This window comes from Geodermatophilus sp. Leaf369, assembly GCF_001424455.1.
GTDB lineage: Bacteria > Actinomycetota > Actinomycetes > Mycobacteriales > Geodermatophilaceae > Klenkia.
Genome location: NZ_LMQA01000001.1, coordinates 775363 through 800001 on the forward strand (window position 1 = coordinate 775363; position 24639 = coordinate 800001).

Genomic DNA, 24639 nt, shown 5'->3' on the forward strand with positions numbered 1-24639 from the left:
CTGTCAGAGGGGTGTGCGCAGGTCAGCGCACGGGGAACGTGGTGGACGCCGTGAGGGCGGTGAACTCGTCGAGCCGGACGGTGACGGTGACCGTCCAACTGCCCGCGGTGGGCAGCTGGGCGTCGCCGACGGAGTGGCCCGGCCCGGCCGGCTGGAGCTCGACGTCGAGCGGGCCGATCTGCTGCTCGGCCTCGGTGAGGGTCACCCGCAGCGACTGCGGCTGGGCCAGCTGGCCGTCGGCGTCGAAGAGGTAGACGTGCAGGGTGTTCGGGCCGGGCTGCGCGGGGTCGACCGACAGCTGCACGCTGCCGTCGGCGCCGGTCGCACCCTGCAGCGGGAGCGTGACGTCGACCGGGTCGGCGACGGCGGCCTTGGCCGGCGGGGTGCCCACCAGGACCGCCGAGAGGGCGAGGACCACGGCCGCGACCCCGACCTCGATCAGCACCGAGCGGCGGAACGGGGCGACGTCGGCGACCGCGGCACCGGCCCGCTCCCGGGCAGCGCTGTCCTCGTCCTCGGCGCTGAACGCGTGCGCCACCACCCGGCGCCGGGTGGTGCGGGGGGCGCCCAGCTGCTGCTGCACCCACACCCGGCTGACCCCGGCGACGGCGAGCAGCCCGAGCACCAGCGCGAGCTTGGCGACCAGCACCCAGCCGTAGGTGGTGGACACCAGCGCCGCCGGTGAGCCGACCTCGCGCACCGACTGGACCACCCCGGTGACCACCAGCGCGGCCACCGATCCGGCGGCGAGCCGGCTGTAGCGGGGCAGCGCGGTCGCCAGCTCACCGGCCGGCACCCCGCGCCGCAGCGCGCCGGCCAGCAGGGCGGTCAGCCCGCCCAGCCACACGGTCATCGCGGCCACGTGCACGGCGGTGACGACGACGGCCAGACCCGGCAGCGGGCCGGCGACGGGGTGTCCGACGGCCGCGGTGGTGACCACGAGACCCAGGGCCAGCACCACCCCGGCGACGACCAGCCCCCGCGACGGGGCAGCGGCCCGGAAGGCCACGACGGTCAGGGCGGCGAGCCCGGCGGCCAGCACGACCCGGGCCAGCAGGGTGAGGCCGAACGCCGAGCCCGCGGTGGTGGCGAGCAGCTGCGGGTCGACCAGGTCGGCCAGCCCGGTGGCCGCGGCGTAGGGGCCCTGCAGCAGGAAGGACAGCACTGCCCCGGCGGCGACGGCACCGAGCCCGGAGAGGGTCAGCGTGCGCACCCGGCGGGAGCGCCAGCCGGCCGACCAGCAGGCGAGCAGGAAGACCGGGACGCCGACGCCGAGGGCCAACCCGGCGAAGCCGAGCCAGCGGGCCACCGGGAGCAGCGCCCCGACGACCGGGTCGACGTCGCTGCCGGCCTCGGCACCGGTGGTGGGCACGAGCTCCCCGTCCCCGACCACGAAGGCGTAGGCCCCGCTGATCGGGTGCGAGTCCGCCGAGACGACCCGGTAGGTCACCACGTAGCTGGCGTCGGGCAGGTCGGCCCGCAGCGGGACGGTGATCGTGCCGTCGCTGGCGGTCGCGGCACCGGTGTCGACGCGTTCGCCGACGCTGTCGAGCACCCGGGCGTAGCCGGCCCCGAGCGAGACCCCCTCGTCGAACTCCAGGGTCACCTCGGTCGGGGCGGTCTCCAGCCGGGCGCTCTCGGCCGGGGTGGTGGTGACCAGGGTGGCGTGCGCGCTGGCCGGGGCCGCGGTGCCGACGTCGACCAGCAGGGCCAGGGGCAGCGCGGCGAGCAGGAGGAGGACCAGGCGCCTCACGCGAGCACCCGCACCCCGGCCGATGCCGTCCCGCGGCGCCGTCCTCGCCAGGCCAGGGCCGCGGTGACCACCAGCCCGGCCAGGAGCAGGAGGTGGCCCACCGCCCGGTCGGCGTGCACGTGCCCGGCGCCGAGGTCGGTGACCGTGACGACGGTGAGCACCGCGGTGAAGGTGGCCAGGAACGGCAGCGCGCCGGCGGCCAGCCGCGGGGCGGCAGCGCAGGCCAGGAAGGCCACGGCCAGCCCGAGGTTCCAGGCCCCGGTCTCGTGCGCGACGTGCACCGGGGCGCTCATCGCGCCGGCCCCGCTGACCAGCGACGGCGTGGCCAGCCCGACCTGGGCGACCCCGACGGCCAGCAGCGCCAGCCGCAGGGCCGTCGTCACCAGCCGGGAGCGGGCCGCGGCAGCCGCACCGGGGAGCCGGTCGGGCAGCGCGGACAACACGGCCGCGGTGAGGTCGGGGACGGCCGGGGCGGGCGCCAGACGGGCGCGCCGGGTCACCAGCCCCGCGGTCTCCACCCAGGCCGAACAGGCCGCACACCCGGCCAGGTGGGCGTCCAGGGCCGCCGCGGGGACCGGGGACCCCTCGCCGTCCATCCGGGCAGAAGCCGCCTCGCGCCAGCGCTCGCAGTGCATGGGAGGAGAGTCGCTCCCGGGGCACCCCTGGTTCCCGGGGTCCGCATGGGCCCGGTCACAGGTCAGACTGGGGGGCGTGGAACCCCCGGTCGACGAGCTGGCGCGGGTCGCCGCGGCCGCCGCCGACGGGGACCCGCTCGCCGCTGCGGCCTTCGTCCGGGCCACCCAGGCCGACGTGTGGCGGCTGTGCGCGCACCTGGGCGACCGGCAGTCCGCCGACGACCTGACCCAGGAGACCTACCTGCGGGCCTTCGGCTCGCTGCACCGCTTCGCCGGCCGGTCGACCGTGCGCACCTGGCTGTTCTCCATCGCCCGCCGCACGTGCGCCGACGCCATCCGCCGCACCGGCCGCCGGCGGCTCACCCTCGTCGGGGACGACGAGCTCCTCGAGCGCGCCGACACCGGCAACACCGCCGACCGGGTGGGCGAGGACGCCGTCGTCGGCGACCTGCTCGCCCGGCTGCACCCCGACCGGCGCGAGGCCTTCGTGCTCACCCAGCTGATGGGCCTGCCCTACGCGGAGGCCGCCGCCGTGGCCGACGTCCCGGTCGGCACGATCCGTTCCCGGGTCGCCCGTGCCCGGGCCGACCTGGTCGAGGCGCTGGGCGCCGACACCGCGGCCGACGACGAGCACGGGGGACGACGCACCCACGGCTGAGATGACGGCCCGGTGGACGGTTGGTGAACGCAAGGGGACCTAAGCTCTGCCGCGGCCGTCCGGCCGTCCCCGTTCTCCCCCCGGAGTCTCTGCTCGTGGCCTTCAGCCTCACGCCCAAGGACACCCGCTTCTACGACATGTTCACCGCCTCGGCGCAGAACCTCGTCGAGGCGACGACCGTGCTCGGGGACTTCGTGCACGACGTCTCCCGCCGCGAGGAGCTCGGCGGCGTGCTGCGCGACCTGGAGCACGCCGGGGACAACCTGACCCACGCGGTGTTCCGGCAGCTCAACTCCAGCTTCGTCACCCCGTTCGACCGCGAGGACATCTACGCCCTGGCCAGCGACCTCGACGACGTGATGGACGCGATCGAGGCCGCCGCGGACCTGGTCGTGCTCACCGGGCTGGGCACCCTCCCGGCCGAGATGGGCCAGCAGGTGGCCCTGCTGCAGCGCTGCGCGCAGGTGACCGCCGACGCGATGCCCCGGCTGCGGGCGATGAAGGACCTCGCCGACTACTGGATCGAGGTCAACAGCCTGGAGAACGAGGCGGACAAGCTGTACCGCCGGCTGCTGTCCCGGCTGTACTCCGGGGAGTTCGACGCCCTGGAGATCCTCAAGCTCAAGGAGGTGGCCGACCAGCTCGAGGAGGCCGCCGACGCCTTCGAGCACGTCGCCAACGTGGTGGAGACCATCTCGGTCAAGGAGTCCTGACCGACGGTGGACGGGCTCTTCCTGGCTCTCGTCGTCATCGTGGTGGTGGCGCTGGCCTTCGACTACACCAACGGCTTCCACGACGCCGCCAACTCCATCGCCGTCGCCGTCTCCACCAAGGCGCTCACCCCGCGGGTCGCCCTGGCGCTGGCCGCGGTGATGAACCTGGTCGGGGCGCTGATCTCCACCGAGGTCGCCCAGACCGTGGGCGCCGGCATCATCGACACCCCCAGCGGCAGCGACGGCCTGCAGATCGTCTTCGCCGCGCTCATCGGCGCGATCACCTGGAACCTGATCACCTGGTACTTCGGCCTGCCCAGCTCCTCCTCGCACGCCCTGATCGGCGGCCTGGTCGGCGCTGCGCTGTCCGCCGTCCACTCGGTGCAGTGGCTGGGCATCGTGGAGAAGGTCGTCGTCCCGATGGTGCTGTCCCCGCTGGTCGGGTTCGGCCTGGGCTACCTGGTGATGCTCGCGGTGCTGTGGTCCTTCCGCGGCGCCAACGTCACCCGGGCCAACCGCGGCTTCCGGTACGCCCAGATCGTCAGCTCGGCCACCATGGCACTGGGCCACGGACTGCAGGACGCCCAGAAGACGATGGGCATCATCACCCTGGCCCTGGTCACCGCCGGGCAGATCGACACCTTCGAGGTGCCGCTGTGGGTGGTGCTGGCCGCCGCGCTCGCGATCAGCGCGGGCACCTACGCCGGTGGCTTCCGGATCATGCGCACGCTGGGCCGGCGGATCATCCAGCTCACCCCGGCCGGGGGCTTCTCCGCCCAGACCGTGGCGTCCAGCGTCATGATCACCACGGCCACGGTCTTCGCCGTCCCGGTGTCGACCACGCACATCACCACCACGTCGATCATGGGGGTGGGTGCCACCCGCCGGCTGTCCGCCGTCCGCTGGGGCGTGGCCGGGAACATCGTCGTCGCCTGGGTGTTGACGCTCCCGGCCGCCGGTCTCGTCGCCGCCGCGGTGTACTGGGTGACGCACGCGATCGTCGGCTGAACAGGGAGGGGCCCGGGTGTCCGCGCACGACCCCGTCGGGAACCCCGTCGACCACCCGCCGACGACGACCGCCCCGGCCCCCCTGGCACTGGGGACGACGTCGGCCCGCTGGGTGCTGCTGGCCACCGTGCTCGCCTCGGCGATGGCGTTCCTGGACTCCACCGCGGTCAACGTCGCGCTGCCCACCATCGGCGCCGACCTGGGGTCCTCGCTGTCGGGCCTGCAGTGGACCGTCACCGGTTACACCCTCGCGCTGGCCTCGCTGATCCTGCTCGGCGGCGCCCTGGGCGACCGGTACGGCCGCCGCCGGGTGTTCCTGGTCGGCGTCGTCTGGTTCGCCTCCACCTCCCTGCTCTGCGGTCTCGCACCCACCACCGAGCTGCTGGTCGCCGCCCGCGTGCTGCAGGGCATCGGCGGCGCGCTCCTGGTGCCCGGCTCCCTGTCGCTCATCCAGTCCTCCTTCCGGCACGTCGACCGGGCCCGCGCCATCGGGCTGTGGTCCGGGCTGGGCGGGGTCGCCGGACTGGGCGGGCCCTTCCTGGGCGGGTTCCTGGTCGACGCCGTCAGCTGGCGGTGGGTGTTCCTGGTCAACGTGCCGCTGGCGGTCGCGGTCGTGGTCGTCGCGCTGCGGCACGTGCCGGAGAGCCGGGACCCCGCCCACCACGGGCGCTTCGACGTCCCCGGTGCCGCGCTCACCGCACTGGCCCTCGGCGGTGTCACGTACGCGCTGATCGACGCCGGTTCCGGCCCGGGCACCTGGGTGGCGCTGGCGCTCGGGGTGGCCGGCGCGGTGGGCTTCGTCGCCCGGGAGCGGACGACGGCGGACCCGATGCTGCCCCTGGGCGTCTTCGCCGACCGGCAGTTCACCGGCGCGAACCTGACCACGCTGGCCGTCTACGGCGCGATGGGCGGGTTCTCCTTCTTCCTGGTGCTGCAGCTGCAGACCGTGCTCGGCTACGACGCGCTGCAGTCCGGTGCGGCGGTCGTGCCCTCGATCCTGGTCATCTCGCTGCTGTCCTCCCGCGCCGGAGCGCTGGCCACCCGGCTGGGCCCCCGCATCCCGATGACGGTCGGTCCGCTCGTCGCGGCGTCCGGGGTGCTGTACCTGTCCTTCGTCGACGCCGGCACCCGGTGGGCGACCGGCATCCTGCCCGGCTCCCTGGTGTTCGGCCTGGGCATGGCGCTGACCGTGGCCCCGTTGACCGCGACCGTGCTGGGCGCGGCGCCGGACCACCTGGCCGGGGTGGCCAGCGGGGTGAACAACGCCGTCGCCCGGGCCGCCCAGCTGCTCGCCGTTGCCGCGCTGCCCCTGGCGGTCGGCCTCTCTGGGGACGACTACGCCCGCCCGGACGCCTTCACCGACGGGTACGCGCTGGCCATGCGGCTGTGCGCCGGGCTCATCGCACTGGGCGGCGTGATCTCGCTGGTGACCATCCGGGCCGACGTCCTGGAACCCGATCCCACCTGACGGGATGCCGGTGTACCTCCTAAGTGCATCGGGCTGGTAGACATTGCCCCGTGTCGGCGACCGGTGTGCTCCCAGGTGACCTCCTGGTGACCCGCATCCACGTCGACCTGGTGCGCGTCACCACCGCAGCCTGTCTGGCTCGCTGAACGACCCGGGGTCCTCGACGACCCCCGTCCCGGCGCGGGTGCGCAGCCGGGCCCCTCCCCCGCCAGACCCCTCACCCCGGAGCACCCCTGTGCGCACCCTGATCCTCTTCGCCCTCGTGGGCCTCGGCGCCCAGCTCGTCGACGGCAGCCTGGGCATGGCCTACGGCGTCACCTCCACGACGCTGCTGCTGGCCGTCGGCGCCAGCCCGGCCGCCGCCTCGGCCACCGTCCACCTCGCCGAGATCGGCACCACGCTGGTCTCCGGCGCCTCGCACTGGAAGTTCGGCAACGTCGACTGGAGGGTCGTCGCCAAGATCGGCATCCCCGGCGGCGTCGGCGCCTTCGCCGGAGCGACCTTCCTGTCCTCGCTGGACACCTCGGTCGCAGCCCCGCTGATGAGCGGCATCCTGCTGGTTCTCGGCCTCTACGTGCTGATCCGTTTCACCTTCCGCGGCCTGAACAAGCAGAACCTCGGCAAGCCGATGCGCAAGCGCTTCCTCGGCCCGCTCGGCCTGGTCGCCGGGTTCGTCGACGCCACCGGCGGCGGCGGCTGGGGCCCGGTCGGCACGCCCGCCATCCTGGCCAGCGGCCGGATGGAGCCCCGCAAGGTGATCGGCTCGATCGACACCTCGGAGTTCATCGTCGCGCTCGCCGCCTCGCTGGGCTTCCTGTTCGCCCTCGGCTCGCAGGGGATCAACGCCACCTGGGTCGCCGGCCTGCTCATCGGCGGCGTCATCGCCGCCCCGATCGCCGCCTGGCTGGTCCGGCACGTCCCGCCGCGGCTGCTGGGCTCCGCGGTCGGCGGGATCATCGTCTTCACCAACACCCGCTCGCTGTTCAACGCCTTCGAGGTCGCCGACGCCGTCCGCTGGCCGGTGTACGCGGTCATCGTCGTCGGCTGGATCGCCGCGGTCGTGCACTCCTGGCGGGTCTACCGGGCCGACACCGAGTCCGAGTCGGTCGAGGCCGCCGCGAAGCTCGAGCAGGAGCGCCGCGACGCCCTGGTGCGGCAGCTCTCCGACAGTGGGTCCGTCGGCGCCGGTCGCCCGCAGGACCCCCGCGACTAGTCCGACGGGACGGGTGGGTTGCGCACAACCGGGTAGGGGGCGGAGGACGGCGTCGTCACCCGGACGGCGCGACACCGCAGGAGGTACCACCGCAATGAGCGTCATGGCCATCATCGGAGCCGGTCGGGGACTGGGCGCCGCCACCGCCCGCGTGTTCGGGGCACAGGGCTACGACATCGCCCTGGTCGCCCGCAACCAGACCCGGGTCTCCGAGCTCGCCGCCGACCTGGCCGCCGAGGGCATCACCACCGGGGGCTTCGTCGCCGACGTGCGCGACCCCGACTCGATCACCCACACCCTGGCCCAGATCGGGGAGACCATGGGCCCGATCGAGGTGCTGCAGTACAGCCCGCTCCCGGACAAGACCTTCCTGCGCCCGGTGCTGGAGACCACCGCCGCCGACCTGGTCGGCCCGGTGGAGTTCTCGATCTACGGCCCGGTGGCCGCCGTCCGGCAGGTGCTGCCCGGGATGCGTTACCTGCCCGAGGGCTCGAAGCCCTCGATCCTGTTCGTCAACGGCGGTTCGGCCGTCGTCCCGAACAAGGGCGTGGCCGGCACCAGCGTCGCCTTCGCCGGACTGACCGCCTACGCGCAGCTGCTCAACGAGGTGCTCACCGACGAGGGCATCCAGGTCTCCCAGCTGGTCATCCCCGGCGCGATGGTCGACGGCGACCCGGTCAAGGGCCCCGACGTGATGGCCGGCCACCTGTGGGACCTGCACAGCAAGCGCGACGCCTTCCGCTTCCAGGTCGAGGGCACCGACTGAGACGAGGCGCTCACCCGGCGCTGCGGACCACCTGCAGCGCCGGGTGCCGGGCGGCGTCGTCGAGGACGGCGACCGGGGTGCGGGCGCGGCCGGGGTGCGCGGCCAGCCGGAGCGCCCGCGCGCTGAGCAGTGCCTCGGTGGCCGGCGGGACGACGAGCAGCTGGAGCTGCAGCTGTCGGTCACCGCAGGTGAGCGTGACGACCTGCGGGTCACCGGTGGCGAAGCCGCCGACCCGGACCACCCGCTCCCCCACGGCCAGCTTGCGCGGCACCCGGTGCCAGGCCGAGAACGGGTAGGTGAACCGGGTGACGCCGACCCCGCGGCGGTCCAGGGCGGCGACGAGCTCGGGCAGCTCCAGGGCCAGGTCGGTGGAGCGGGGCCACCAGGCGCCGTGCAGACCCTCGCCGGCATCGGTGCGCAGGCTCACCCGCACGTCGATCCCACCGCGGAAACCGGGCAGCTCCTGCTCGCCGACCCATGCCGCGCGGTTGGTCCTCGGGTTCTCCACGGGACGACGCTAGGCAGCCCGGGGACGCCGTCCCGACGGACACGCCGCGCCCCACCGGACCCCTCCGTCACACGGCCGGTCCTCACCCACCGTCACCGATCCGCGACCACCGCGGAACGACGACGCCCCCGCCACCACGAGGGTGACGGGGGCGACGACAGCCAGTCGATCAGACCGGCTTGGGCTTGCGGTTCTTGCTCTTGCCGCGCTCGGTCTGGTCCAGCACGACCTTGCGCACCCGCACGGTGGCCGGGGTGACCTCGACGCACTCGTCCTCGGCGCAGAACTCCAGCGCCTGCTCCAGGTTGAGGATGCGCGGCGGGATGAGCCGCTCCAGCTCCTCGGAGGTGGACTTGCGCATGTTGGTGAGCTTCTTCTCCTTGGTGATGTTCACGTCCATGTCGTCGGGACGCGAGTTCTCACCCACGAGCATGCCCTCGTAGACCTCGGTGCCGGGCTCGACCATCATCTGGCCGCGCTCCTGCAGGGAGAACATCGAGTAGGTCGTGGCCACACCGGTGCGGTCGGCGACCAGGGAGCCGGTCGGACGGGCGCGCATGTCGCCCAGCCACGGCTCGTAGCCCTCGAGCACGTGGTTGAACACGCCGGTGCCGCGGGTCTCGGTGAGGAACTCGGTGCGGAACCCGATCAGGCCACGGGAGGGGGCGACGTACTCCATCCGCGCCCAGCCGGTGTCGTGGTGCACCAGGTTCTCCAGGCGGCCGCGGCGGATCGCCAGGGCCTGGGTCAGCGTGCCGACGTACTCACCCGGGGTGTCGATGGTGACCCGCTCGACCGGCTCGTGCAGCTTGCCGTCGATCTCCTTGGTGACCACCTGCGGGCGGCCGACGGTGAGCTCGAAGTCCTCGCGGCGCAGCTGCTCGACCAGGATCGCCAGGGCGAGCTCGCCACGGCCCTGCATCTCCCAGGTGTCGGGGCGCTCGGTGGGCAGCATGCGCACCGAGACGTTACCGACGAGCTCTTGGTCGAGGCGGTTCTTGATCAGGCGGGCGGTGACCTTCTTGCCCGACTTGCCCGACAGCGGCGAGGTGTTGATCCCGATGGTGATCGAGATCGAGGGCTCGTCGACGGTCAGCGCCGGCAGCGGACGCGGGTCGTCGGGGTCGGCGAGCGTGTCGCCGATGCCGATGTCCTCGATGCCGGCGATGGCGACCAGGTCGCCGGGGCCGGCGCTCTCGGCCGGCACGCGGGTCAGGCCCTCGGTGGACAGCAGCTCGGTGATCTTGACCTTGGTGATCGTGCCGTCGACCTTGCACCACGCGACCTGCTGGCCGCGCTTCATCTCACCGGAGTGGATGCGGAGCAGGGCGAGGCGACCCAGGAACGGGGAGGCGTCGAGGTTGGTGACCTGCGCGCGCAGCGGCTCCTCGGCGTCGTACTCGGGGGCCGGGATGGTGTCCAGCAGCGTCTGGACCAGCGGACCGAGGTCCGGGCTGTCCGGGACGGTGCCGTTCTCCGGCTTGTTCAGCGAGGCCTGGCCGGTGCGGCCGTTGCAGTAGACGATCGGGAACTCGAGGGTCTCGGCGGGGAGGCCGGCGTCCTCGAGCAGCTCCATGAAGAGCTCGTAGCACTCGTCGACGACCTCTTCGATCCGGGCGTCGCCACGGTCGGTCTTGTTGACGGCGAGGATGACCGGCATCCCCTTGGCCAGGGCCTTGCGGAGCACGAAGCGGGTCTGCGGCAGCGGGCCCTCGGAGGCGTCGACGAGCAGCACGACACCGTCGACCATGGACAGACCGCGCTCGACCTCACCGCCGAAGTCGGCGTGGCCGGGGGTGTCGACGATGTTGACGACGACGGGGTTGCCGTCGGCGTCGGCGAGCCGGATCGCGGTGTTCTTGGCGAGGATGGTGATGCCACGCTCGCGCTCGAGGTCCATGGAGTCCATGACCCGGTCCTGCGTCGAGTCGTTGTCCGTGCCCTCGCCCTTGGCGCGCCCGAGGGCGCCGGCCTGGCGGAGCAGCGCATCGACCAGGGTGGTCTTGCCGTGGTCGACGTGGGCGACGATCGCCACGTTGCGCAGGTCATTACGGGTGGGCATGCGGAGAGGCACCTCAGGAGATCGGGGTTCGCGGCACTGGTGGGATCCCCCGAGCACCGCCCGTCGCCGACCGGCGACCCTCCCATGGTAGGCGCTCCGGCCCGACCTCAGGCCGGCTGTGACCGGTCAGCCACCGCGAAGGCGATGCCCGCGGCCACGATCGTGACGACGCCCACAGCCAGCCAGGCCGGCCAGCCGACGCCGATGGCCAGCACGTGGGCGAGCACGAAGGCCACCAGGTAGACCGCGGCCAGCCCGGCGGTGACCGCCCAGCCGCGCCGGCGCCGCCACAGCCACCCGGCCGCGAGCCCGCCGGCGAGGAAGACGGCGCCACCCAGGGCCCGGACGCCGGTGCCCTGGGCGATGCCGAACCCGGCGGCCAGGCCGATCGCGACGGGCAGGGCGGAGGGCAGGGCGGCGAGCCGGGAGCGGTTCAGCGTGCTGGTCGACATGGGCCCAGTGTCCCCGCCGGTCACTGCTGGGCGGCGGCGACCGCTGCGGTCAGCCCGTCGGCGGACAGGTCGGTCAGCGCCGTCCCGTCGACGAAGACCGTCGGGGTGCCGGTGACGCCGTCCTTCGACGCCTGGTCGGTGGCGGTGACCGTCCAGTCCCGGTAGGTCTGGTCCTCGATCCCCGCGGTGACCGCGTCGCCGGTGGCCCCGGCCTGCTCGGCGTAGGAGACCAGCTGGTCGTCGGTCAGCCCGCTGCCGGTGGCCTCGTCGGGCTGGTTCGCGTAGAGCAGGTCGTGGAAGCGCTCCAGCGCCTCGGGGCCGGTGGTCGAGGCCACCACGGCCGCGGCGTTCAGCGCCCGGGTGGAGTAGTCGTCGTTCCGGTCGGAGTCCAGGAAGGCCATGCCGTGGTACTCCACCCGGACCGTCCCGGCGTCGACGAGGTCCTCCAGCGTCGAGCCGGCGGCGGCCTCGAAGTCCCGGCAGTTGGGGCACTGGTAGTCCTCGTAGAGGTCCACCGTGACCGGGGCGTCGGCGCTGCCGACCGCGAAGGCGGTCTGCGAGCTGCCCGGCGCCGTCCCCGAGGGCACCGCAGCGTCGGCGGCGGTCGACGTCCGGGCGGTCTGCACCAGGACGACGGCGACCACGGCCACCACGACGAGCACCGCCGCGACGACCCCGCCGACCAGGGTGCGTCGGCGCTTCTGCTCCGCGGCGCGGACGGCGGCCTCGGCGGCACGCCTCTCGGCGATCCGGCGCTGGGCGGCCGCGCGGCCGCGGGTGGGGTCACTGGACACGGAGGGGCTCCTGACGGGAGGGGGCGAGCGAGAACCGGGAGTGCGGCCACCGGGCCAGCGCCAGGGCGACCAGCAGCAGGGCGGTGTCCCGGGCGACCTCGGCCGGGTAGGCGGTCTGCCCGGTCTGCACCTGACCCCCGCCGCCGAAGCAGCCGCAGTCGATCTGCAGGCCGCGCGCCCAGGCGGAGCCGACGCCGACGAGGAAGACCGCGAGCAGCAGCGCGGAGGCCACCGCCGCCGTCCGGACGAACACCCCGGCGAGCAGCGCCAGACCGACGGCGACCTCGACGACGGGCAGGCCGAAGGCGACCGGGCCGACCAGCACCTCGGGCAGCAGCCGGTAGGCCCGGACGGCCCGCACCGCCGCGGCGGGGTCGGGCAGCTTCAGCAGGCCGGCGACGACGAAGACGCCGCCCAGGAGCAGCCGGGCGGCGAGAGCCAGCCAGGGACGCAGGTCGGACCGCACTCCCCCACAGTCGTCCGGGGACCGTCGGAGGTTCCCGCAGCTCAGCTGTGGATCTCCCGGGAACGACGGAGGGCCCCGGGGGTGTCGTCACCCCGGGGCCCTCTGTCAGCGTCCTATGAGGCGCGGAGCACGGCCTCGATCTCGAGCTCGACGGAGATCTTGTCGCCGACGACGACGCCGCCACCGTCCATGGGCATGTCGATGTCCACGCCGAACTCCTTGCGGGAGATGTCGGTCTTGCCGGTGAAGCCGGCGCGCGTGCCGCCGTAGGCGTCCGGCCCGAAGCCGTTCAGCTCCAGCGACAGCGTGGTGGGCTTGGTGATGCCCTTGATGGTGAGCTCGCCCTCGACGGTCCAGTCGTCGCCCTTGGCCTTGATGCCGGTGGACCGGAAGGTCATCACGGTGTGGTTGCCGGTGTCGAAGAAGTCGGCGGACTTGATGTGGGCGTCGCGCTGCTCCTGGCGGGTGTCGATCGAGTCCATGTCGATCGAGGCCTCGACGGTGGAGGCGGCCGGGTCGGCGGCGGTGACGATGACGCCGTCGAACTTCGTGAAGTAGCCGCGGACCTTGCTGACCATCATGTGGCGGACGGAGAAGCCGACCGTGGAGTGGGTGGCGTCGATGTCCCAGGTGCCGGCCAGGTAGCCGGGGATCTGCGTGGTGCTGCTCATGCTTCCTCCAAGTGGTTGAGCGCTTGACTGCTTCGCTGGACCGTAGCGTAGTTGAACCCTTGAGCATTCCGCCAGTACCCTCGGGGCATGACCGCAGAGGTGTCGTCCCCGTCACCGGCCACCGCGCCCGCCCCCCGCTGGCTGGACGAGTCCGAGCAGCAGGCCTGGCGCGCCTGGTTGTACAGCACCCAGCTGCTCGCCGACCGCCTCGACCGGGAGCTGACCCGGGAGACGGGCATCTCGCACGCCTACTACGAGATCCTCGTGCAGCTGTCGGAGACCCCGGGCCGCTCGCTGCGGATGAGCGAGCTCGCCGAGCGCTGCCTGTCCTCCCGCAGCCGGCTCTCCCACGCGGTGTCCCGGCTCGAGGAGCGCGGCTGGGTGCGCCGGCAGGTGTGCCCGGACGACGGCCGGGGCCAGCTCGCCGTCCTCACCGAGGAGGGGTTCAGCGCCCTGGAAGCTGCTGCCCCGGTGCACGTGGAGAGCGTCCGCACCCACCTGTTCGACCAGCTCAGCCCGGCGCAGGTCGCGGCGATGACCGACATCGGCCAGACCCTGCTGGCCCACCTCGACCCGCCCCGCTGACCGGCTCCCCCGCGGGGGAGCCGGTCGGCAGGATCAGCGGAAGTACTTGTCCGGGGTGATGGGCAGGTCGCGGACCCGGCGTCCGGTGGCGTGCCAGTACGCGTTGCCGATCGCCGACGCGGACCCGACGATGCCGATCTCGCCGATGCCCTTGGCGCCCAGCGGGTTGTGCAGGTCGTCGGACTCGTCGATCCAGCTGATGTCCATCTCGCCGACGTCGGCGTTGCTGGCGATGTGGTACTCGGCCAGGTCGTGGTTGGCGTAGTGCCCCCGGGTCTGGTCGAGCACCGACTCCTCGTGCAGCGCCATCGACAGGCCCATCGTCATGCCGCCCAGGAACTGTGAGCGGCCGGTCGTGGCGTTGATGATCCGCCCGGCCGCGAACACCCCGGTCATCCGCGGCACCCGCACCTCCCCGGAGTCCCGGTCGACCCGGACCTCGGCGAAGTGCGCCCCGAAGGCGTGGCTGGAGTACTGCTCGGCCTCGTCACCGGGGCCGGCCTCACCGGTGACGGTGAGCCCACCGGCGGGGATCTCCCGGTCGGCCAGCTGCTCCGCCGCGGCCATGATCGCCGGGCCCCACGAGGTGATCCCGGTGGAGCCGCCGGCCCCCGACGCCTTCGGCAGCCGGCTGTCGCCGATCCGCAGGTCGATCCGGTCCATCGGCACCCGGAGGGCGTCGGCGGCGATCTGGGTCAGGGCGGTCCACGCACCGGTGCCGATGTCCGAGGCGTCGATGCTCACCACGTAGGGCTTGCCCTCCACGGCCTCGATCCGGGCCGCCGAGGGACGGCGACGCGTCGGGTAGGTCGCCGCGGCGACGCCGGTGCCGATCAACCAGCGGCCGTCCTCCCGGACGCCGGGGCGCGGGTCGCGGTCGGCCCAGCCGAACCGCTGCGCCCCCTGGCGCAAACAGGCGACCAGGTTGCGGGTGCTCCACGGCACGTCGCGCTCGGGGTCGCGGTCGGGCTCGTTGCGCAGCCGCAGCTCGATCGGGTCGATGCCCAGCTCGGCGGCCAGCTCGTCCATCGCCGACTCCAGGGCGTACATGCCCGGGGTCTCCCCCGGCGCCCGCATGATCGTCGGCGCCGGGACGTCGAGCTTGGCCAGCCGGTGCGTCGTCCGGCGGGCCGGCGCCGAGTACATGAGCCGCGTCGCGGTGGCGGTCTGCTCGGCGAACTCGGCGTTCTGCGAGGTGTGCTCGACGACCTCGTGGCTGATCGCCGTCAGGGTGCCGTCGGGCTGCGCGCCCAGGCGCAACCGCTGGATGGTGGGCGTGCGGTGCCCGACCAGGGTGAACATCTGCGGCCGGGTCAGCTCCAGCTTGACCGTGCGCCCGGTGACCTTAGCGGCCATCCCGGCGATCAGCTGGTGCACGTGGGTGTAGGCCTTGGACCCGAACGCGCCGCCCACGTAGGGCGAGGTGATGTGCAGCTGGTCCTCGGTGATCCCGAACGCCTCGGTGATCACCGGCACGAGGTTGTGCGGGCCCTGGTTGGCGTCCCACATGCGCAGCACGTCGCCGTCCCAGCGGGCGACGGTCGCGTGCATCTCGATGGGGTTGTTGTGCTGGTTCGGCGTCTCGTAGGTGACGTCGATGCTCACCGGTGCCGCGGCCAGCGCCCCGTCGACGTCCCCGATGACCGAGTCGGTCTCGAAGCCGGCCATCAGCTCCTCCGGCGGGTACAGGTCGTCCCGGTCGGTGGCCAGCCGGACGTCGGCGGGCTGCGCGTCGTAGCTGACGACGACCCGGCCGATGGCGTCCCGGGCGACCTCGGAGGACTCCGCGACCACGGCGGCGACCGGTTCGCCGACGTACTGCACCCGGTCGTACTGCAGCACGACGATCTCGTCGGCCACGTCACCCAGCCGCGGCGCGTTCTCGTGCGTCAGGACGGCGAGCACCCCCGGCAGCGCCTCGGCCGCGCTGACGTCGATCGAGGTGATCCGTCCCCTGGCCGCGGTCGACTGGACGAGGGCCACGAAGACCGCCTGCGCACCCAGTTCGTGCTCGTAGGCGTAGGGCGCGCGGCCGCGGACCTTGTCCGGTCCGTCGATGCGGCGGACGTCGCTGCCGACGGCCCGTTCGGTGGTGGCGGTCATGCGCGGGCCTCCGCGGAGATCTGGAGCAGGGTGCGGGTGATCATGTTCGTGACCATCGGGATCTTGAACGCGTTGTCGCTGAGCGGGTCGGCGGCGGCCAGCTCGGCCTCGGCGGCCGCGGTGAAGGCGGCCTCGGTGGCCGGCCCGCCGCGCAGGGCGTCCTCGGCCACGGTCGCCCGCCAGGGCTTGTGCGCGACCCCGCCCAGGGCGATCCGGACGTCACCGACGACGGCGTCCGGGCCGGTGCCCTGCAGGTCCATCGCCGCAGCCACGCTGACCAGGGCGAAGGCGTAGGAGGCCCGGTCCCGGACCTTGCGGTAGCGCGAGCGGGTCGCCCACGGCAGTGCCGGGACGTCGATCGCGGTGATCAGCTCCCCGTGCGCGAGCGTGGTGTCGCGGGTCGGGTCGTCCCCGGGCAGGCGGTGCAGCTCGGCGATCGGGATGCTCCGCTCGCCGTCCCGGCCCAGCACCTGCACGGTGGCGTCCAGTGCGCGCAGTGCGACGGCCATGTCGGAGGGGTGGGTGGCCACGCAGGTGTGCGGGGACTCCCCGCCCTCGTTCGTGGCGCCGAGCACGGCCAGGTTGCGGTGGTAGCCGCCGACGGCGGCGCAGCCGGAGCCCGCCTCCCGCTTGTTGCACGGCATCGTCACGTCGGTGAAGTAGGTGCACCGGGTGCGCTGGAGCAGGTTGCCACCGGTGGTGGCCCGGTTGCGCAGCTGCCCGCTCGCCCCGGCCAGCAGCGCCTGGGCCAGCAGCGGGTAGCGCTCCCGCACCCGGCGCTCGCCGGCGAGGTCGGCGTTGGGCACCGCGGCACCGATGCGCAGCCCGCCGTCGGGCAGGTCGGTGACCTCGGTGGAGGTCAGCTGCCGGACGTCGACCAGCAGGTCGGGGGTGGCCACGCCCAGCCGCATGAGGTCGACCAGGTTGGTGCCGCCGCCCAGGTAGGCCCCGGTCGGTTCGTCGGCCAGCAGCGCGACCGCGCCGGCCGGGTCGGCGGCCTTCTCGTACCGGAACTCCCTCACGCGCGCACTCCCTGTTCCGTGGCGACCTCGGCGACCGCCGGGACGATGTTGGCGTAGGCGGCGCAGCGGCAGAGGTTGCCCGACATGCGCTCGCGGATCTCGGCGTCGGTGAGGTCGGTCCGCTCGGCGACGAGGTCCTCGCTCACCGCGCTGGGCCAGCCCTGCGCGGCCTCGGCGAGCACGCCGGCCGCCGAGGTGATCTGGCCGGGGGTGCAGTAGCCGCACTGGTAGGCGTCGTGGTCGACGAACGTCTCGTGCAGCCGGTGCGGTCCGTCGCCGGCCAGCCCGTCCGAGGTGGTGACCTCCTGGCCCTCGGCGGTGACCGCCAGGACCAGGCAGCTGTTGACCCGGCGGCCGTCGAGCAGGACCGTGCAGGCCCCGCACTGGCCGTGGTCGCAGCCCTTCTTCGCACTCGTGTTGCCCAGGCGCTCGCGCAGGGCGTCCAGCAGGGAGGTGCGGGTGTCGACGGTCAGCGGGGTGACCGCCCCGTCCACCCGCAGGGTGATCTCGTTGTCCACGGCAACACAGGTGCCCCAGGCCCCCCAGGCTGAACCGGGGACCACCCGGTCTCTGGTCAGGCCAGGTCCGGCGGGGGTGCGGGCCAGCCCTGGCCGATGCCGTCCAGCGGGGCGGTGAACACCGCGGGGCGCTTCTCCAGGAAGGAGGCCACGCCCTCCGCGGCGTCGGCCCCGGCGCCGAGCTCGACCAGCGCCCGGGACTCGGCCCGGTGCGCGTCCCACGGGCTGGACGCCGACAACATCGACCACAGCAGCTGCCGGGACGCCGCCACGGAGACCCCGGAGGTGTTGTCGGCGATCTCGTGGGCCAGCGCGTAGGCGGTGTCCAGCAGCTCGGCATCGGGGACGACGCGGGACACCAGGCGACCGCGCAGCGCCTCGGCGGCGTCGAACACCCGCCCGGTCGCCACCCACTCCATGGCCTGGCTGATCCCCACCACCCGCGGCAGGAACCAGCTCGAGGCGGCCTCCGGGACGATCCCGCGGCGGGCGAAGACGTAGCCGAAGCGGGCCGACTCCCCGGCGATCCGGACGTCCATCGGCAGGATCATCGTGGCGCCGATGCCCACCGCGGCACCGTTGACCGCGGCGATCACCGGCTTGCGCAGCGCGGCGAACGGCAGCGCACCGATGCCACCCCAGTCGCGGGCGACCCCGTCGATGGTGCCGGCCTGCGCGGCCTGGGCGCTGCGGTCGAAGGTGCCCGCCCCCTGCAGGTCGGCCCCGACGCAGAAGTCCCGTCCGGTGCCGGTCACCACCACGACCCGGACCGCGTCGTCGGCATCGGCCACCGCGGCCACCTCGCCCAGCTCGCGGGCCATCACCGGGGTGTAGGCGTTGCGCCGGTCCGGCCGGTCCAGGGTCAACGTGCCGACCCCGCCGTCCACGGCCCAGACGACCTGGCTCCAGTCGCTCACGACAGCGCCCCGGCGAGCACGAGGCCGGCGACGACGTCGTGGTGCTCGGCGGCGTCGCCCAGCAGCAGCCGGTCGACCTTGGCCCGCCGCCAGTACAGGTGCGCGTCGTGCTCCCAGGTGAACCCGGTGCCGCCGTGCACCTGGATGCAGGTCTCCGCGGCCCGCTCCAGGGTCTCCGCGGCGAACGCCTTCGCGGCGGCTGCGGCCAACGGCAGCTCGTCGGGGGCGCGGTCGGCGGCCCAGGCCGACCACCAGACCAGCGAGCGCAGCTGCTCGACCCCGACCCAGGCGTCGACCAGGGAGTGCTTGACCGCCTGGTAGCTGCCGATCGCCCGGCCGAAGGCGTGCCGCTCCTTCGCGTAGGCCACGCCCACCTCGACGGCCCTCCCGGCCGTGCCCAGGTCCTCGGCGGCCAGCACGACCAGGGCGACGTCCCGGGCCCGGGCCCACAGCGCCGCGGCGTCGGGCACGAGCACCCGCGGGTCGGTGAGCGTGACGACGCCGAGGCCCCGGGTGGCGTCCATCGGCTGCCCGGTGACCACGGTGCCGCGCCCCACCACGAGGTCGCCGTCGACGAGGGCCAGGAACGTGTCGGCCCCGACCGCGTCCAGCGCCGGGGACGACCCGTCCACCACGCAGAGGGCCCGTGACCCGTCGGCCAGCGCGGCGGCCAGCTCGGGCTCCTCCGCCAGCAGCACCGCGGCACGGGCCGCGGTGACCAGCGAGGGACCGGCCAGCACCGCACCGGCCTGCTCGGCGACGACGGCGAGGTCCAGCAGCGCACCGCCGCCCCCACCGAGGGACTCCGCCACGGTGATCCCGAGGAACCCGATGTCGGCCAGCGCCTGCCGGCCCGGCTGCACCGGTCCGTCCTCCAGCGCCGCGCGGGCGGCGGCCGGGGAGGCCTGCTCGGTGAAGAACCGGCGCGCCCCGGCGGCGGCGTCGAGCTGGTCCTGGTCGAGGTCGAAGTTCACGCCCGGCTCCCGGCGTCGAAGGGACGGTGCTTGTCCTCGCGCGGCTCCGGCGGGAGCCCCAGCACCCGCTCGCCGATGATGTTGCGGAGCACCTCGTCGGTGCCCCCGGCGATCGCGATGCCGGGCAGCCAGGCCTGGTTGCGCTGCCAGCGGCCGGCTCCGTCCTCCCCAGTGCCGTCGTCCCCCGTGCCGACGGCGAAGACGGCGTCGTCGCCCAGCAGCCGGACCCCGGCGTCGGAGACCAGCCGGGAGGCCGCGGTGCCGGCGAGCTTGCCGGCGCTGGCCTCGGGCCCGGGCAGCCCGCCCTGGCTGATCGCGGTGAGCCGGCGGTAGCCGGTGTACCGGTTGCCGAGCGCGGCGACGGCGGCCCGACCGATCGCCTGCCGGGCCAGCACCCGGCGCTCGGGGGTGAGCCCGGGCAGCTTCGCGGCAGCCAGCCGGGCCAGCGACTCCACCGACAGCCCCAGGTCGTTGCCGCCGCCGCCGACCGCCACCCGCTCGTTGAGCAGCGTGGTCAGCGCGACCCGCCAGCCCTCGCCGGGCTCGCCGAGCCGCTCGCTGTCGGGGATCCGGACGTCGTCGAAGAACACCTCGTTGAAGTCCGACTGCCCGCCCATCTGGCGCAGCGGCCGGACCGTCACCCCGGGGGCGTGCATGTCGACCACGAACATGGTCAGCCCGGCGTGCTTGGGCTTCCCGGGGTCGGTGCGGGTCAGCAGGATGCCGAAGTCGGCGACGTGCGCGAGCGTCGTCCAGACCTTCTGCCCGTTGACCACCCAGTCCTCGCCGTCGCGGACGGCGGTGGTGCGCAGTGCGGCGAGGTCCGAGCCGCTGGCCGGCTCGCTGAACAGCTGGCACCAGACGTCGTCGGCCCGCAGCAGCCGGGCCAGGTAGCGCTCGTGCTGCTCGGGGGTGCCGTGCGCGACCACGGTCGGCCCGCACATGCCCAGCCCGATGTGGTTGATCAGCGCGGGCACCCGGGCGCGGGCCAGCTCCTGGCCCACGATCGCCTGCTGGGCCAGGCTGCCGGCCTGTCCCCCGTGCTCGGCGGCCCAGGCCACCCCGACCAGCCCGGCGTCGGCGAGCACCCGCTGCGTGCGGCGCAACGCCTGCTCCTGCTCGGCGGCGTCCCCGGCCTCCTCGCCGGCATCGAGGTGCACCAGGTCGGCGGCGTGCTCGGCCAGCAGGTCCCGCACGCGCGCCCGGTAGGCGGCCTCGTCGGGTGTGTCGTCGAAGTCCACGTCGGGCATCCTCCGGCCGGGTCACGGAACGGTCAACCCTGACTGTCACCTGCGTAGGCTGTCGCGGTGCAGACCCGCAGCCGCAGCGAACGCAGCGCCGACAGCCGCGCGCTGATCCTCGACGCCGCCGTCGCCTGCCTGGTCTCCGACGGCTACGCCGGGGCCTCGACGCTGGCCGTGCAGGCCCGGGCCGGGGTGTCCCGCGGCCGGCTGCTGCACCACTTCCCGTCCCGGGAGGAGCTGCTGGTCGCGGCCACCTCCCACCTGGCCGAGACGATGCTGACCGAGGCCGCCGACCACGCCGTCGAGGTGGGTGCGGCCATCACCGACCCCGCCGAGCGGGTGGACCGCTGCGTCGAGCTCATCTGGGCGACGTTCTTCGAGCCGCCGTTCTGGGCGGCCATGGAGCTGTGGAACGCCGCCCGCACCGACGCGGCCCTGCGGGCGGCACTGCGCCCGCAGGAGCGCCGGTTGCGGGCGGCGATCCGCGGGGTCGGGGACCGCATCTGGGGCCCGACCGTGACGTCGTCGCCGCGCTACCCGGTGGTCTCCGAGCTGCTCTTCACCTCGATGCGCGGGGTGGCCATCGCCTACGCCTTCGAGGACCGCCCCCCGGCCACCGACCCCCACGTGGCGATGTGGCAGTCGCTGGCCAGGGAGCTGCTGGAGTCCTAGCGGGGCGCCATCCGGATCGCGCCGTCGAGCCGGATCGTCTCGCCGTTGAGCATCGGGTTGGCCACGATGTGTGCGGCCAGCGCGCCGAACTCGTCGGGCTCACCGAGCCGGGCCGGGTGCGGCACCTGGGCACCCAGGGACGCCTTGGCCTCCTCGGGCAGCCCGGCCAGCAGCGGGGTGTTGAACAGCCCGGGCGCGATGGTGACCACCCGGATCGCGTACTGCGCCAGGTCGCGGGCGATCGGCAGCGTCATGCCGACGATGCCGCCCTTGGACGCGGAGTAGGCCGCCTGCCCGATCTGGCCGTCGAACGCGGCCACCGAGGCGGTGTTGACGATGACGCCGCGCTCCTCGCCGAGCAGGTCCACGTCGAGCATCCGCTGGGCGCCCAGCCGGATGACGTTGAACGTGCCGAACAGGTTGACCGCGACGACCTTCTGGAAGGCCTCCAGCGGGAACGGGCCCTTCTTCCCCGCGGTCTTCACCGCGTTGCCGATCCCGGCGCAGTTGACCACCACGCGCAGCGGACCGAGCTCGACGGCCTGGTCCAGCGCCGCCTCGACCTGGGCGGTGTCGGTGACGTCGGTGGCGGCGAAGTGCGCGCCGAGCTCGCCGGCGACCTGCTCCCCGGCCGAGCCGGGCAGGTCCAGCAGCACGACCTGCGCGCCGGCGGCGCGCAGCCGCTTCGCGGTGGCCAGGCCGAGGCCCGAGGCCCCTCCGGTGACGACGGCGACGGCATCGGTGACGTCCACGAGCTCTCCTCCTCGATCGGCGACAGTCAGGGTTGACCGTCTCCAGCGGTGCCGACAGCATGGCCCACGTCACCCGCCCGCCGCGCACCAGGGAGCCCCCGCGATGACCACCACCCAGAGCTGGCGCGGGATGACGATCTCCGACCAGGTCGCCCGGCACGCCCGGTCCACCCCGGACGCCGTCGCCCTCCGCTTCGCCGGCACCGGTCGCACCTACGCCGAGCTCGACGAGCGGGTCACCCGGCTGGCCGCCGTGCTCACCGCCGCCGGCGTCGGGCACGGCGACCGGGTCGCGGTGCTCGCGCTCAACGGGCTCGAGGTGGTGGAGACGTACCTCGCGACCGTGCGGCTGGGGGCCATCGCCGTCCCGGTGAACTTCCGGCTGGTCGCCGACGAGGTGGCCTACGTGCTCGCCGACTCCGGCGCCGTTGCGCTCGTGGTGGACCCGGCGACCGCCGACACCGCCGCGAAGGCCCGGGACCGGGCACCCGCGGTCACCTCGGTGCTCACCGTCGGTCCGGCGTTCGAGGCGGCGCTGGCCGCGGCCGACCCGACCCCGGTGGAGCACGTCGTGGAGGAGGCCGACCCCGCGTTCTTGATGTACACCTCGGGCACCACCGGCAAGCCCAAGGGCGCCGTCCTCACCCACCGCAACCTGCTGATGCACGCCGTCAGCCACATGACCCACCTGGGCTGGTCCCCCGACGACCGGACGACCCTCTACGGGGCCCCGCTCTTCCACATCGCCGCGGTGGCCGGGATGCTGCCGAACCTGCTCATCGGCGGCACGTTCGTGATCACCCGGTCCGGCGCCTTCGACCCGGCGGCGACGCTGGACGAGATGGTGGCCGAGCAGGTCACCTCCTGCTTCTTCGTCCCGGCGGCCTGGCAGGCGGTCGTCGCCGTCCCGGACCTCGCCGGGCGCGACCTCTCCCGGCTGCGGCGGATCTCGTGGGGTGCGGCCCCGGCGTCGACGTCGCTGCTGCGCGCGATGCTGGCGGCCTTCCCCCAGGCCGAGATGGTCACCGCGTTCGGCCAGACCGAGTGCTCCCCGGTGACCTGCCTGCTCCGCGGGGAGGACGCGCTGCGCAAGATCGGCTCCGTCGGCACCCCGATCCTCAACGTGGAGGTGCGGGTCGTGGACGAGGCGATGGTCGACGTCCCGCGCGGGGAGGTCGGCGAGATCGTCTACCGCTCGCCGATGGTCATGCGCGAGTACTGGGGCAAGCCCGCAGAGACCGCGGAGGCCTTCGCCGGCGGCTGGTTCCACTCGGGCGACCTGGTGCGGCAGGACGAGGACGGCTACTTCTTCGTCGTCGACCGGAAGAAGGACATGATCATCTCCGGAGGCGAGAACGTGTACTGCGCCGAGGTCGAGGACGTGCTCGCCGCGCACCCCGGCGTCGCCGAGGTCGCGCTCATCGGGGTGCCCGACACCCGCTGGGGCGAGGCGCCGCTGGCCGTCGTCGCCCCGCGCGACCCGGCCGCTCCCCCCACCCCGGCCGAGCTGACCGCCTGGTGCCGCGAGCGGCTGGCCGGCTACAAGTGCCCCCGCGAGTTCTCCGTCGTCGGCGCCCTCCCCCGCAACCCCAGCGGCAAGGTGCTCAAGACCCAGCTCCGCCAGGAGCACTCCGCCGGCTCCCTGGTCGCCGACCCGGCGGTCTGAGCGTCGAGTGACAGCTGAGCGGGTGCAGGCGCTCGTCGCGCGCCCCCTCAGCAGTCACTCGGCGGCCTGTCCACAGGCGGTCTCCCGGGCAGGCCCGCTTCGGGGACGCTGCCCCGGTGACCCCGGCCCGTCGAGCGCACCCGTTCGGCGACCAGCCGTTCCGGGGTCGGACGGCGGTCGACGGTGGACTGTTGACCGTCGACGACCTGCGCGGGCCCCGATGGCGGCGGATCCTCCCCGGGATCCACGTCGCGGCCGGTGCGGTGGTCGACCACGAGCTCCTCGCCCGTGCTGCGGCCGGGCTGCTCCTCCCGCACGCCGTGGTGTCCGGTGCCAGCGCCGGGGTCCTCTGGGGGCTGGACGACCTCGCCGGGCCGACCGACCCGGTCGAGCTCACCGTCCGCCCCGGTGCCCCCCGGGCGGACTGCCCTGCCGTACGGGTCCGCCGCCGCACCCTCCCGCGCGCATCGGTGACCCAGCGGTCCGGGGTGGCGGTGACGACCGCAGAGGTCACCGCTCTCGGGCTCGCGGCCGACCTCCCGCTGGTCGAGGGCGTCGTCCTGCTGGACCGCTTCCTCGGAGCCCGGGTCACGCGGCTCGACTGGTTGCAGGACGCCGCTTCGGTGATGACCGGCCGCGGGTGCCGAGGGGCTCGGGCGGCCCTGGACCTCGCTGACGGACTGGCCGGATCACCTCAGGAGACCAGGCTGCGGCTCGTCATCCGGTTCTCCGGGCTCCCTCGACCCGTCGCGCAGCACGAGGTACGGATCGGCGGCCGCTTCGTGGCCCGGACGGACTTCGCGTGGCCGGGACGTCGGCTCGCTCTGGAGTACGAGGGCGCGTGGCACACCCGTCAGGTGGCCGCGGACCGTCGGCGCATCGAGGCGTTGCAGGCAGCAGGCTGGCGGGTGCTCTTCGTGACGGCCGCCGACCTGCTCCGTCCGGCCGAGCTCATCGCTCGCATCGCTGCCGCACTGAGTGACAGCTGAAGGGGCACCGGAGCGGGTGGTGCGCCCGCT

The 24639-nt window shown here is 74.0% G+C and carries 26 protein-coding genes; 11 read left to right on the plus strand and 15 right to left on the minus strand.

What is annotated here, in order from left to right; translation table 11 throughout:
* Positions 1–22 precede the first annotated feature (22 nt).
* Positions 23–1753 carry a FixH family protein gene (locus ASG36_RS03850; RefSeq protein ID WP_055759657.1) on the minus strand — a complete coding sequence of 577 codons (1731 nt, stop codon included), beginning with the start codon at positions 1751–1753 and terminating at the stop codon, positions 23–25.
* On the minus strand, positions 1750–2388 hold the full coding sequence (locus tag ASG36_RS03855; RefSeq protein WP_055759660.1) for a zf-HC2 domain-containing protein: 639 nt from the start codon (positions 2386–2388) through the stop codon (positions 1750–1752). Before ASG36_RS03855 ends, ASG36_RS03850 begins: the two co-directional genes overlap by 4 nt.
* Before the next feature lie 76 nt (positions 2389–2464).
* Between ASG36_RS03855 and ASG36_RS03860 the strand changes: the two genes are divergently transcribed.
* The 7 genes from ASG36_RS03860 (at position 2465) to ASG36_RS03885 (ending at position 8214) form a co-directional block, all read left to right on the plus strand.
* On the plus strand, positions 2465–3046 hold the full coding sequence (locus tag ASG36_RS03860; RefSeq protein WP_055759664.1) for a sigma-70 family RNA polymerase sigma factor: 582 nt from the start codon (positions 2465–2467) through the stop codon (positions 3044–3046).
* Between the two features lie 95 nt (positions 3047–3141).
* Positions 3142–3759: a DUF47 domain-containing protein gene (locus ASG36_RS03865; RefSeq protein ID WP_055759666.1), complete on the plus strand. Its 618-nt coding sequence runs from the start codon at positions 3142–3144 to the stop codon at positions 3757–3759.
* Positions 3760–3765: 6 nt separating this feature from the next.
* Positions 3766–4767, plus strand: coding sequence for an inorganic phosphate transporter (locus ASG36_RS03870; protein WP_055759669.1), 1002 nt, complete (start codon positions 3766–3768; stop codon positions 4765–4767).
* A gap of 16 nt (positions 4768–4783) precedes the next feature.
* Entirely contained in the window at positions 4784–6235 is a 1452-nt protein-coding gene (locus tag ASG36_RS03875; RefSeq protein WP_235494546.1) for an MFS transporter, read from the plus strand.
* Positions 6236–6300: 65 nt separating this feature from the next.
* Entirely contained in the window at positions 6301–6381 is an 81-nt protein-coding gene (locus ASG36_RS23040) for a putative leader peptide (protein WP_369794074.1), read from the plus strand.
* Positions 6382–6470: 89 nt separating this feature from the next.
* The gene (locus ASG36_RS03880) at positions 6471–7448 is read left to right on the plus strand and encodes a sulfite exporter TauE/SafE family protein (RefSeq protein ID WP_055759672.1); all 978 of its coding nucleotides are present in this window, start codon (positions 6471–6473) and stop codon (positions 7446–7448) included.
* A gap of 103 nt (positions 7449–7551) precedes the next feature.
* Entirely contained in the window at positions 7552–8214 is a 663-nt protein-coding gene (locus ASG36_RS03885; RefSeq protein WP_200944318.1) for an SDR family oxidoreductase, read from the plus strand.
* Between the two features lie 10 nt (positions 8215–8224).
* Here ASG36_RS03885 and ASG36_RS03890 read toward each other — a convergent pair whose 3' ends face one another.
* From ASG36_RS03890 to ASG36_RS03915, 6 genes are all read right to left on the minus strand, one after another.
* Complete coding sequence (locus tag ASG36_RS03890; protein ID WP_157498542.1) at positions 8225–8722, minus strand: DUF5994 family protein; 498 nt, start codon at positions 8720–8722, stop codon at positions 8225–8227.
* A gap of 169 nt (positions 8723–8891) precedes the next feature.
* Entirely contained in the window at positions 8892–10784 is a 1893-nt protein-coding gene (gene typA / locus ASG36_RS03895; protein ID WP_055759678.1) for a translational GTPase TypA, read from the minus strand.
* A 107-nt stretch (positions 10785–10891) separates the two neighbouring features.
* On the minus strand, positions 10892–11236 hold the full coding sequence (locus tag ASG36_RS03900) for a hypothetical protein (protein ID WP_055759681.1): 345 nt from the start codon (positions 11234–11236) through the stop codon (positions 10892–10894).
* A gap of 20 nt (positions 11237–11256) precedes the next feature.
* The gene (locus tag ASG36_RS03905) at positions 11257–12030 is read right to left on the minus strand and encodes a thioredoxin domain-containing protein (RefSeq protein ID WP_055759684.1); all 774 of its coding nucleotides are present in this window, start codon (positions 12028–12030) and stop codon (positions 11257–11259) included.
* Positions 12020–12496 (minus strand): MauE/DoxX family redox-associated membrane protein, encoded by a 477-nt coding sequence (locus tag ASG36_RS03910; protein WP_055759687.1) that lies wholly within the window; start codon positions 12494–12496, stop codon positions 12020–12022. Before ASG36_RS03910 ends, ASG36_RS03905 begins: the two co-directional genes overlap by 11 nt.
* A gap of 113 nt (positions 12497–12609) precedes the next feature.
* Positions 12610–13167: a YceI family protein gene (locus ASG36_RS03915; protein WP_055759689.1), complete on the minus strand. Its 558-nt coding sequence runs from the start codon at positions 13165–13167 to the stop codon at positions 12610–12612.
* A gap of 87 nt (positions 13168–13254) precedes the next feature.
* Here ASG36_RS03915 and ASG36_RS03920 point away from each other — a divergent pair, with 87 nt between their 5' ends.
* Positions 13255–13752, plus strand: a complete 498-nt coding sequence (locus ASG36_RS03920; RefSeq protein WP_055759692.1) for a MarR family winged helix-turn-helix transcriptional regulator — start codon at positions 13255–13257, stop codon at positions 13750–13752.
* A gap of 33 nt (positions 13753–13785) precedes the next feature.
* Here the strand turns inward: ASG36_RS03920 and ASG36_RS03925 are convergent, their stop codons facing one another.
* From ASG36_RS03925 to ASG36_RS03950, 6 genes are read right to left on the minus strand one after another with little or no spacing between them, the layout of a single operon-like run.
* Complete coding sequence (locus tag ASG36_RS03925; RefSeq protein ID WP_055759695.1) at positions 13786–15855, minus strand: xanthine dehydrogenase family protein molybdopterin-binding subunit; 2070 nt, start codon at positions 15853–15855, stop codon at positions 13786–13788.
* Positions 15852–16877, minus strand: coding sequence for a xanthine dehydrogenase family protein subunit M (locus ASG36_RS03930; RefSeq protein WP_055759697.1), 1026 nt, complete (start codon positions 16875–16877; stop codon positions 15852–15854). The genes ASG36_RS03925 and ASG36_RS03930 overlap by 4 nt, the downstream gene beginning before the upstream one ends.
* Complete coding sequence (locus ASG36_RS03935) at positions 16874–17395, minus strand: 2Fe-2S iron-sulfur cluster-binding protein (RefSeq protein WP_055759699.1); 522 nt, start codon at positions 17393–17395, stop codon at positions 16874–16876. Before ASG36_RS03935 ends, ASG36_RS03930 begins: the two co-directional genes overlap by 4 nt.
* Positions 17396–17451: 56 nt before the next feature.
* On the minus strand, positions 17452–18312 hold the full coding sequence (locus ASG36_RS03940) for an enoyl-CoA hydratase-related protein (RefSeq protein ID WP_055759701.1): 861 nt from the start codon (positions 18310–18312) through the stop codon (positions 17452–17454).
* On the minus strand, positions 18309–19286 hold the full coding sequence (locus ASG36_RS03945; protein ID WP_055759704.1) for an acyl-CoA dehydrogenase family protein: 978 nt from the start codon (positions 19284–19286) through the stop codon (positions 18309–18311). The genes ASG36_RS03940 and ASG36_RS03945 overlap by 4 nt, the downstream gene beginning before the upstream one ends.
* Positions 19283–20536: an acyl-CoA dehydrogenase family protein gene (locus tag ASG36_RS03950; RefSeq protein ID WP_369794064.1), complete on the minus strand. Its 1254-nt coding sequence runs from the start codon at positions 20534–20536 to the stop codon at positions 19283–19285. The genes ASG36_RS03945 and ASG36_RS03950 overlap by 4 nt, the downstream gene beginning before the upstream one ends.
* Before the next feature lie 57 nt (positions 20537–20593).
* Between ASG36_RS03950 and ASG36_RS03955 the strand changes: the two genes are divergently transcribed.
* On the plus strand, positions 20594–21202 hold the full coding sequence (locus ASG36_RS03955) for a TetR/AcrR family transcriptional regulator (RefSeq protein ID WP_082522763.1): 609 nt from the start codon (positions 20594–20596) through the stop codon (positions 21200–21202).
* Here ASG36_RS03955 and ASG36_RS03960 read toward each other — a convergent pair.
* On the minus strand, positions 21199–21954 hold the full coding sequence (locus ASG36_RS03960) for a 3-hydroxyacyl-CoA dehydrogenase (RefSeq protein ID WP_055759709.1): 756 nt from the start codon (positions 21952–21954) through the stop codon (positions 21199–21201). The genes ASG36_RS03955 and ASG36_RS03960 overlap by 4 nt on opposite strands.
* Positions 21955–22057: 103 nt before the next feature.
* Between ASG36_RS03960 and ASG36_RS03965 the strand changes: the two genes are divergently transcribed.
* Both ASG36_RS03965 and ASG36_RS03970 read left to right on the plus strand, forming a co-directional pair.
* A complete protein-coding gene (locus tag ASG36_RS03965; protein WP_055759711.1) occupies positions 22058–23620 on the plus strand; it encodes a long-chain-fatty-acid--CoA ligase in 1563 nt (520 codons plus the stop codon).
* Positions 23621–23811: 191 nt separating this feature from the next.
* Entirely contained in the window at positions 23812–24609 is a 798-nt protein-coding gene (locus ASG36_RS03970; RefSeq protein WP_235494548.1) for an endonuclease domain-containing protein, read from the plus strand.
* Positions 24610–24639 lie beyond the last annotated feature (30 nt).

Bases quoted from the DNA above. Each gene is read 5' to 3' on its own strand.
- ASG36_RS03885 (WP_200944318.1), top strand. From the start codon at position 7,552: ATGGCCATCATCGGAGCCGGTCGGGGACTGGGCGCCGCCACCGCCCGC.
- typA (WP_055759678.1), bottom strand. From the start codon at position 10,784: ATGCCCACCCGTAATGACCTGCGCAACGTGGCGATCGTCGCCCACGTC.
- ASG36_RS03965 (WP_055759711.1), top strand. From the start codon at position 22,058: ATGACCACCACCCAGAGCTGGCGCGGGATGACGATCTCCGACCAGGTC.
- ASG36_RS03855 (WP_055759660.1), bottom strand. From the start codon at position 2,388: ATGCACTGCGAGCGCTGGCGCGAGGCGGCTTCTGCCCGGATGGACGGC.
- ASG36_RS03950 (WP_369794064.1), bottom strand. From the start codon at position 20,536: ATGCCCGACGTGGACTTCGACGACACACCCGACGAGGCCGCCTACCGG.
- ASG36_RS03915 (WP_055759689.1), bottom strand. From the start codon at position 13,167: ATGAGCAGCACCACGCAGATCCCCGGCTACCTGGCCGGCACCTGGGAC.
- ASG36_RS03900 (WP_055759681.1), bottom strand. From the start codon at position 11,236: ATGTCGACCAGCACGCTGAACCGCTCCCGGCTCGCCGCCCTGCCCTCC.
- ASG36_RS03920 (WP_055759692.1), top strand. From the start codon at position 13,255: ATGACCGCAGAGGTGTCGTCCCCGTCACCGGCCACCGCGCCCGCCCCC.
- ASG36_RS03925 (WP_055759695.1), bottom strand. From the start codon at position 15,855: ATGACCGCCACCACCGAACGGGCCGTCGGCAGCGACGTCCGCCGCATC.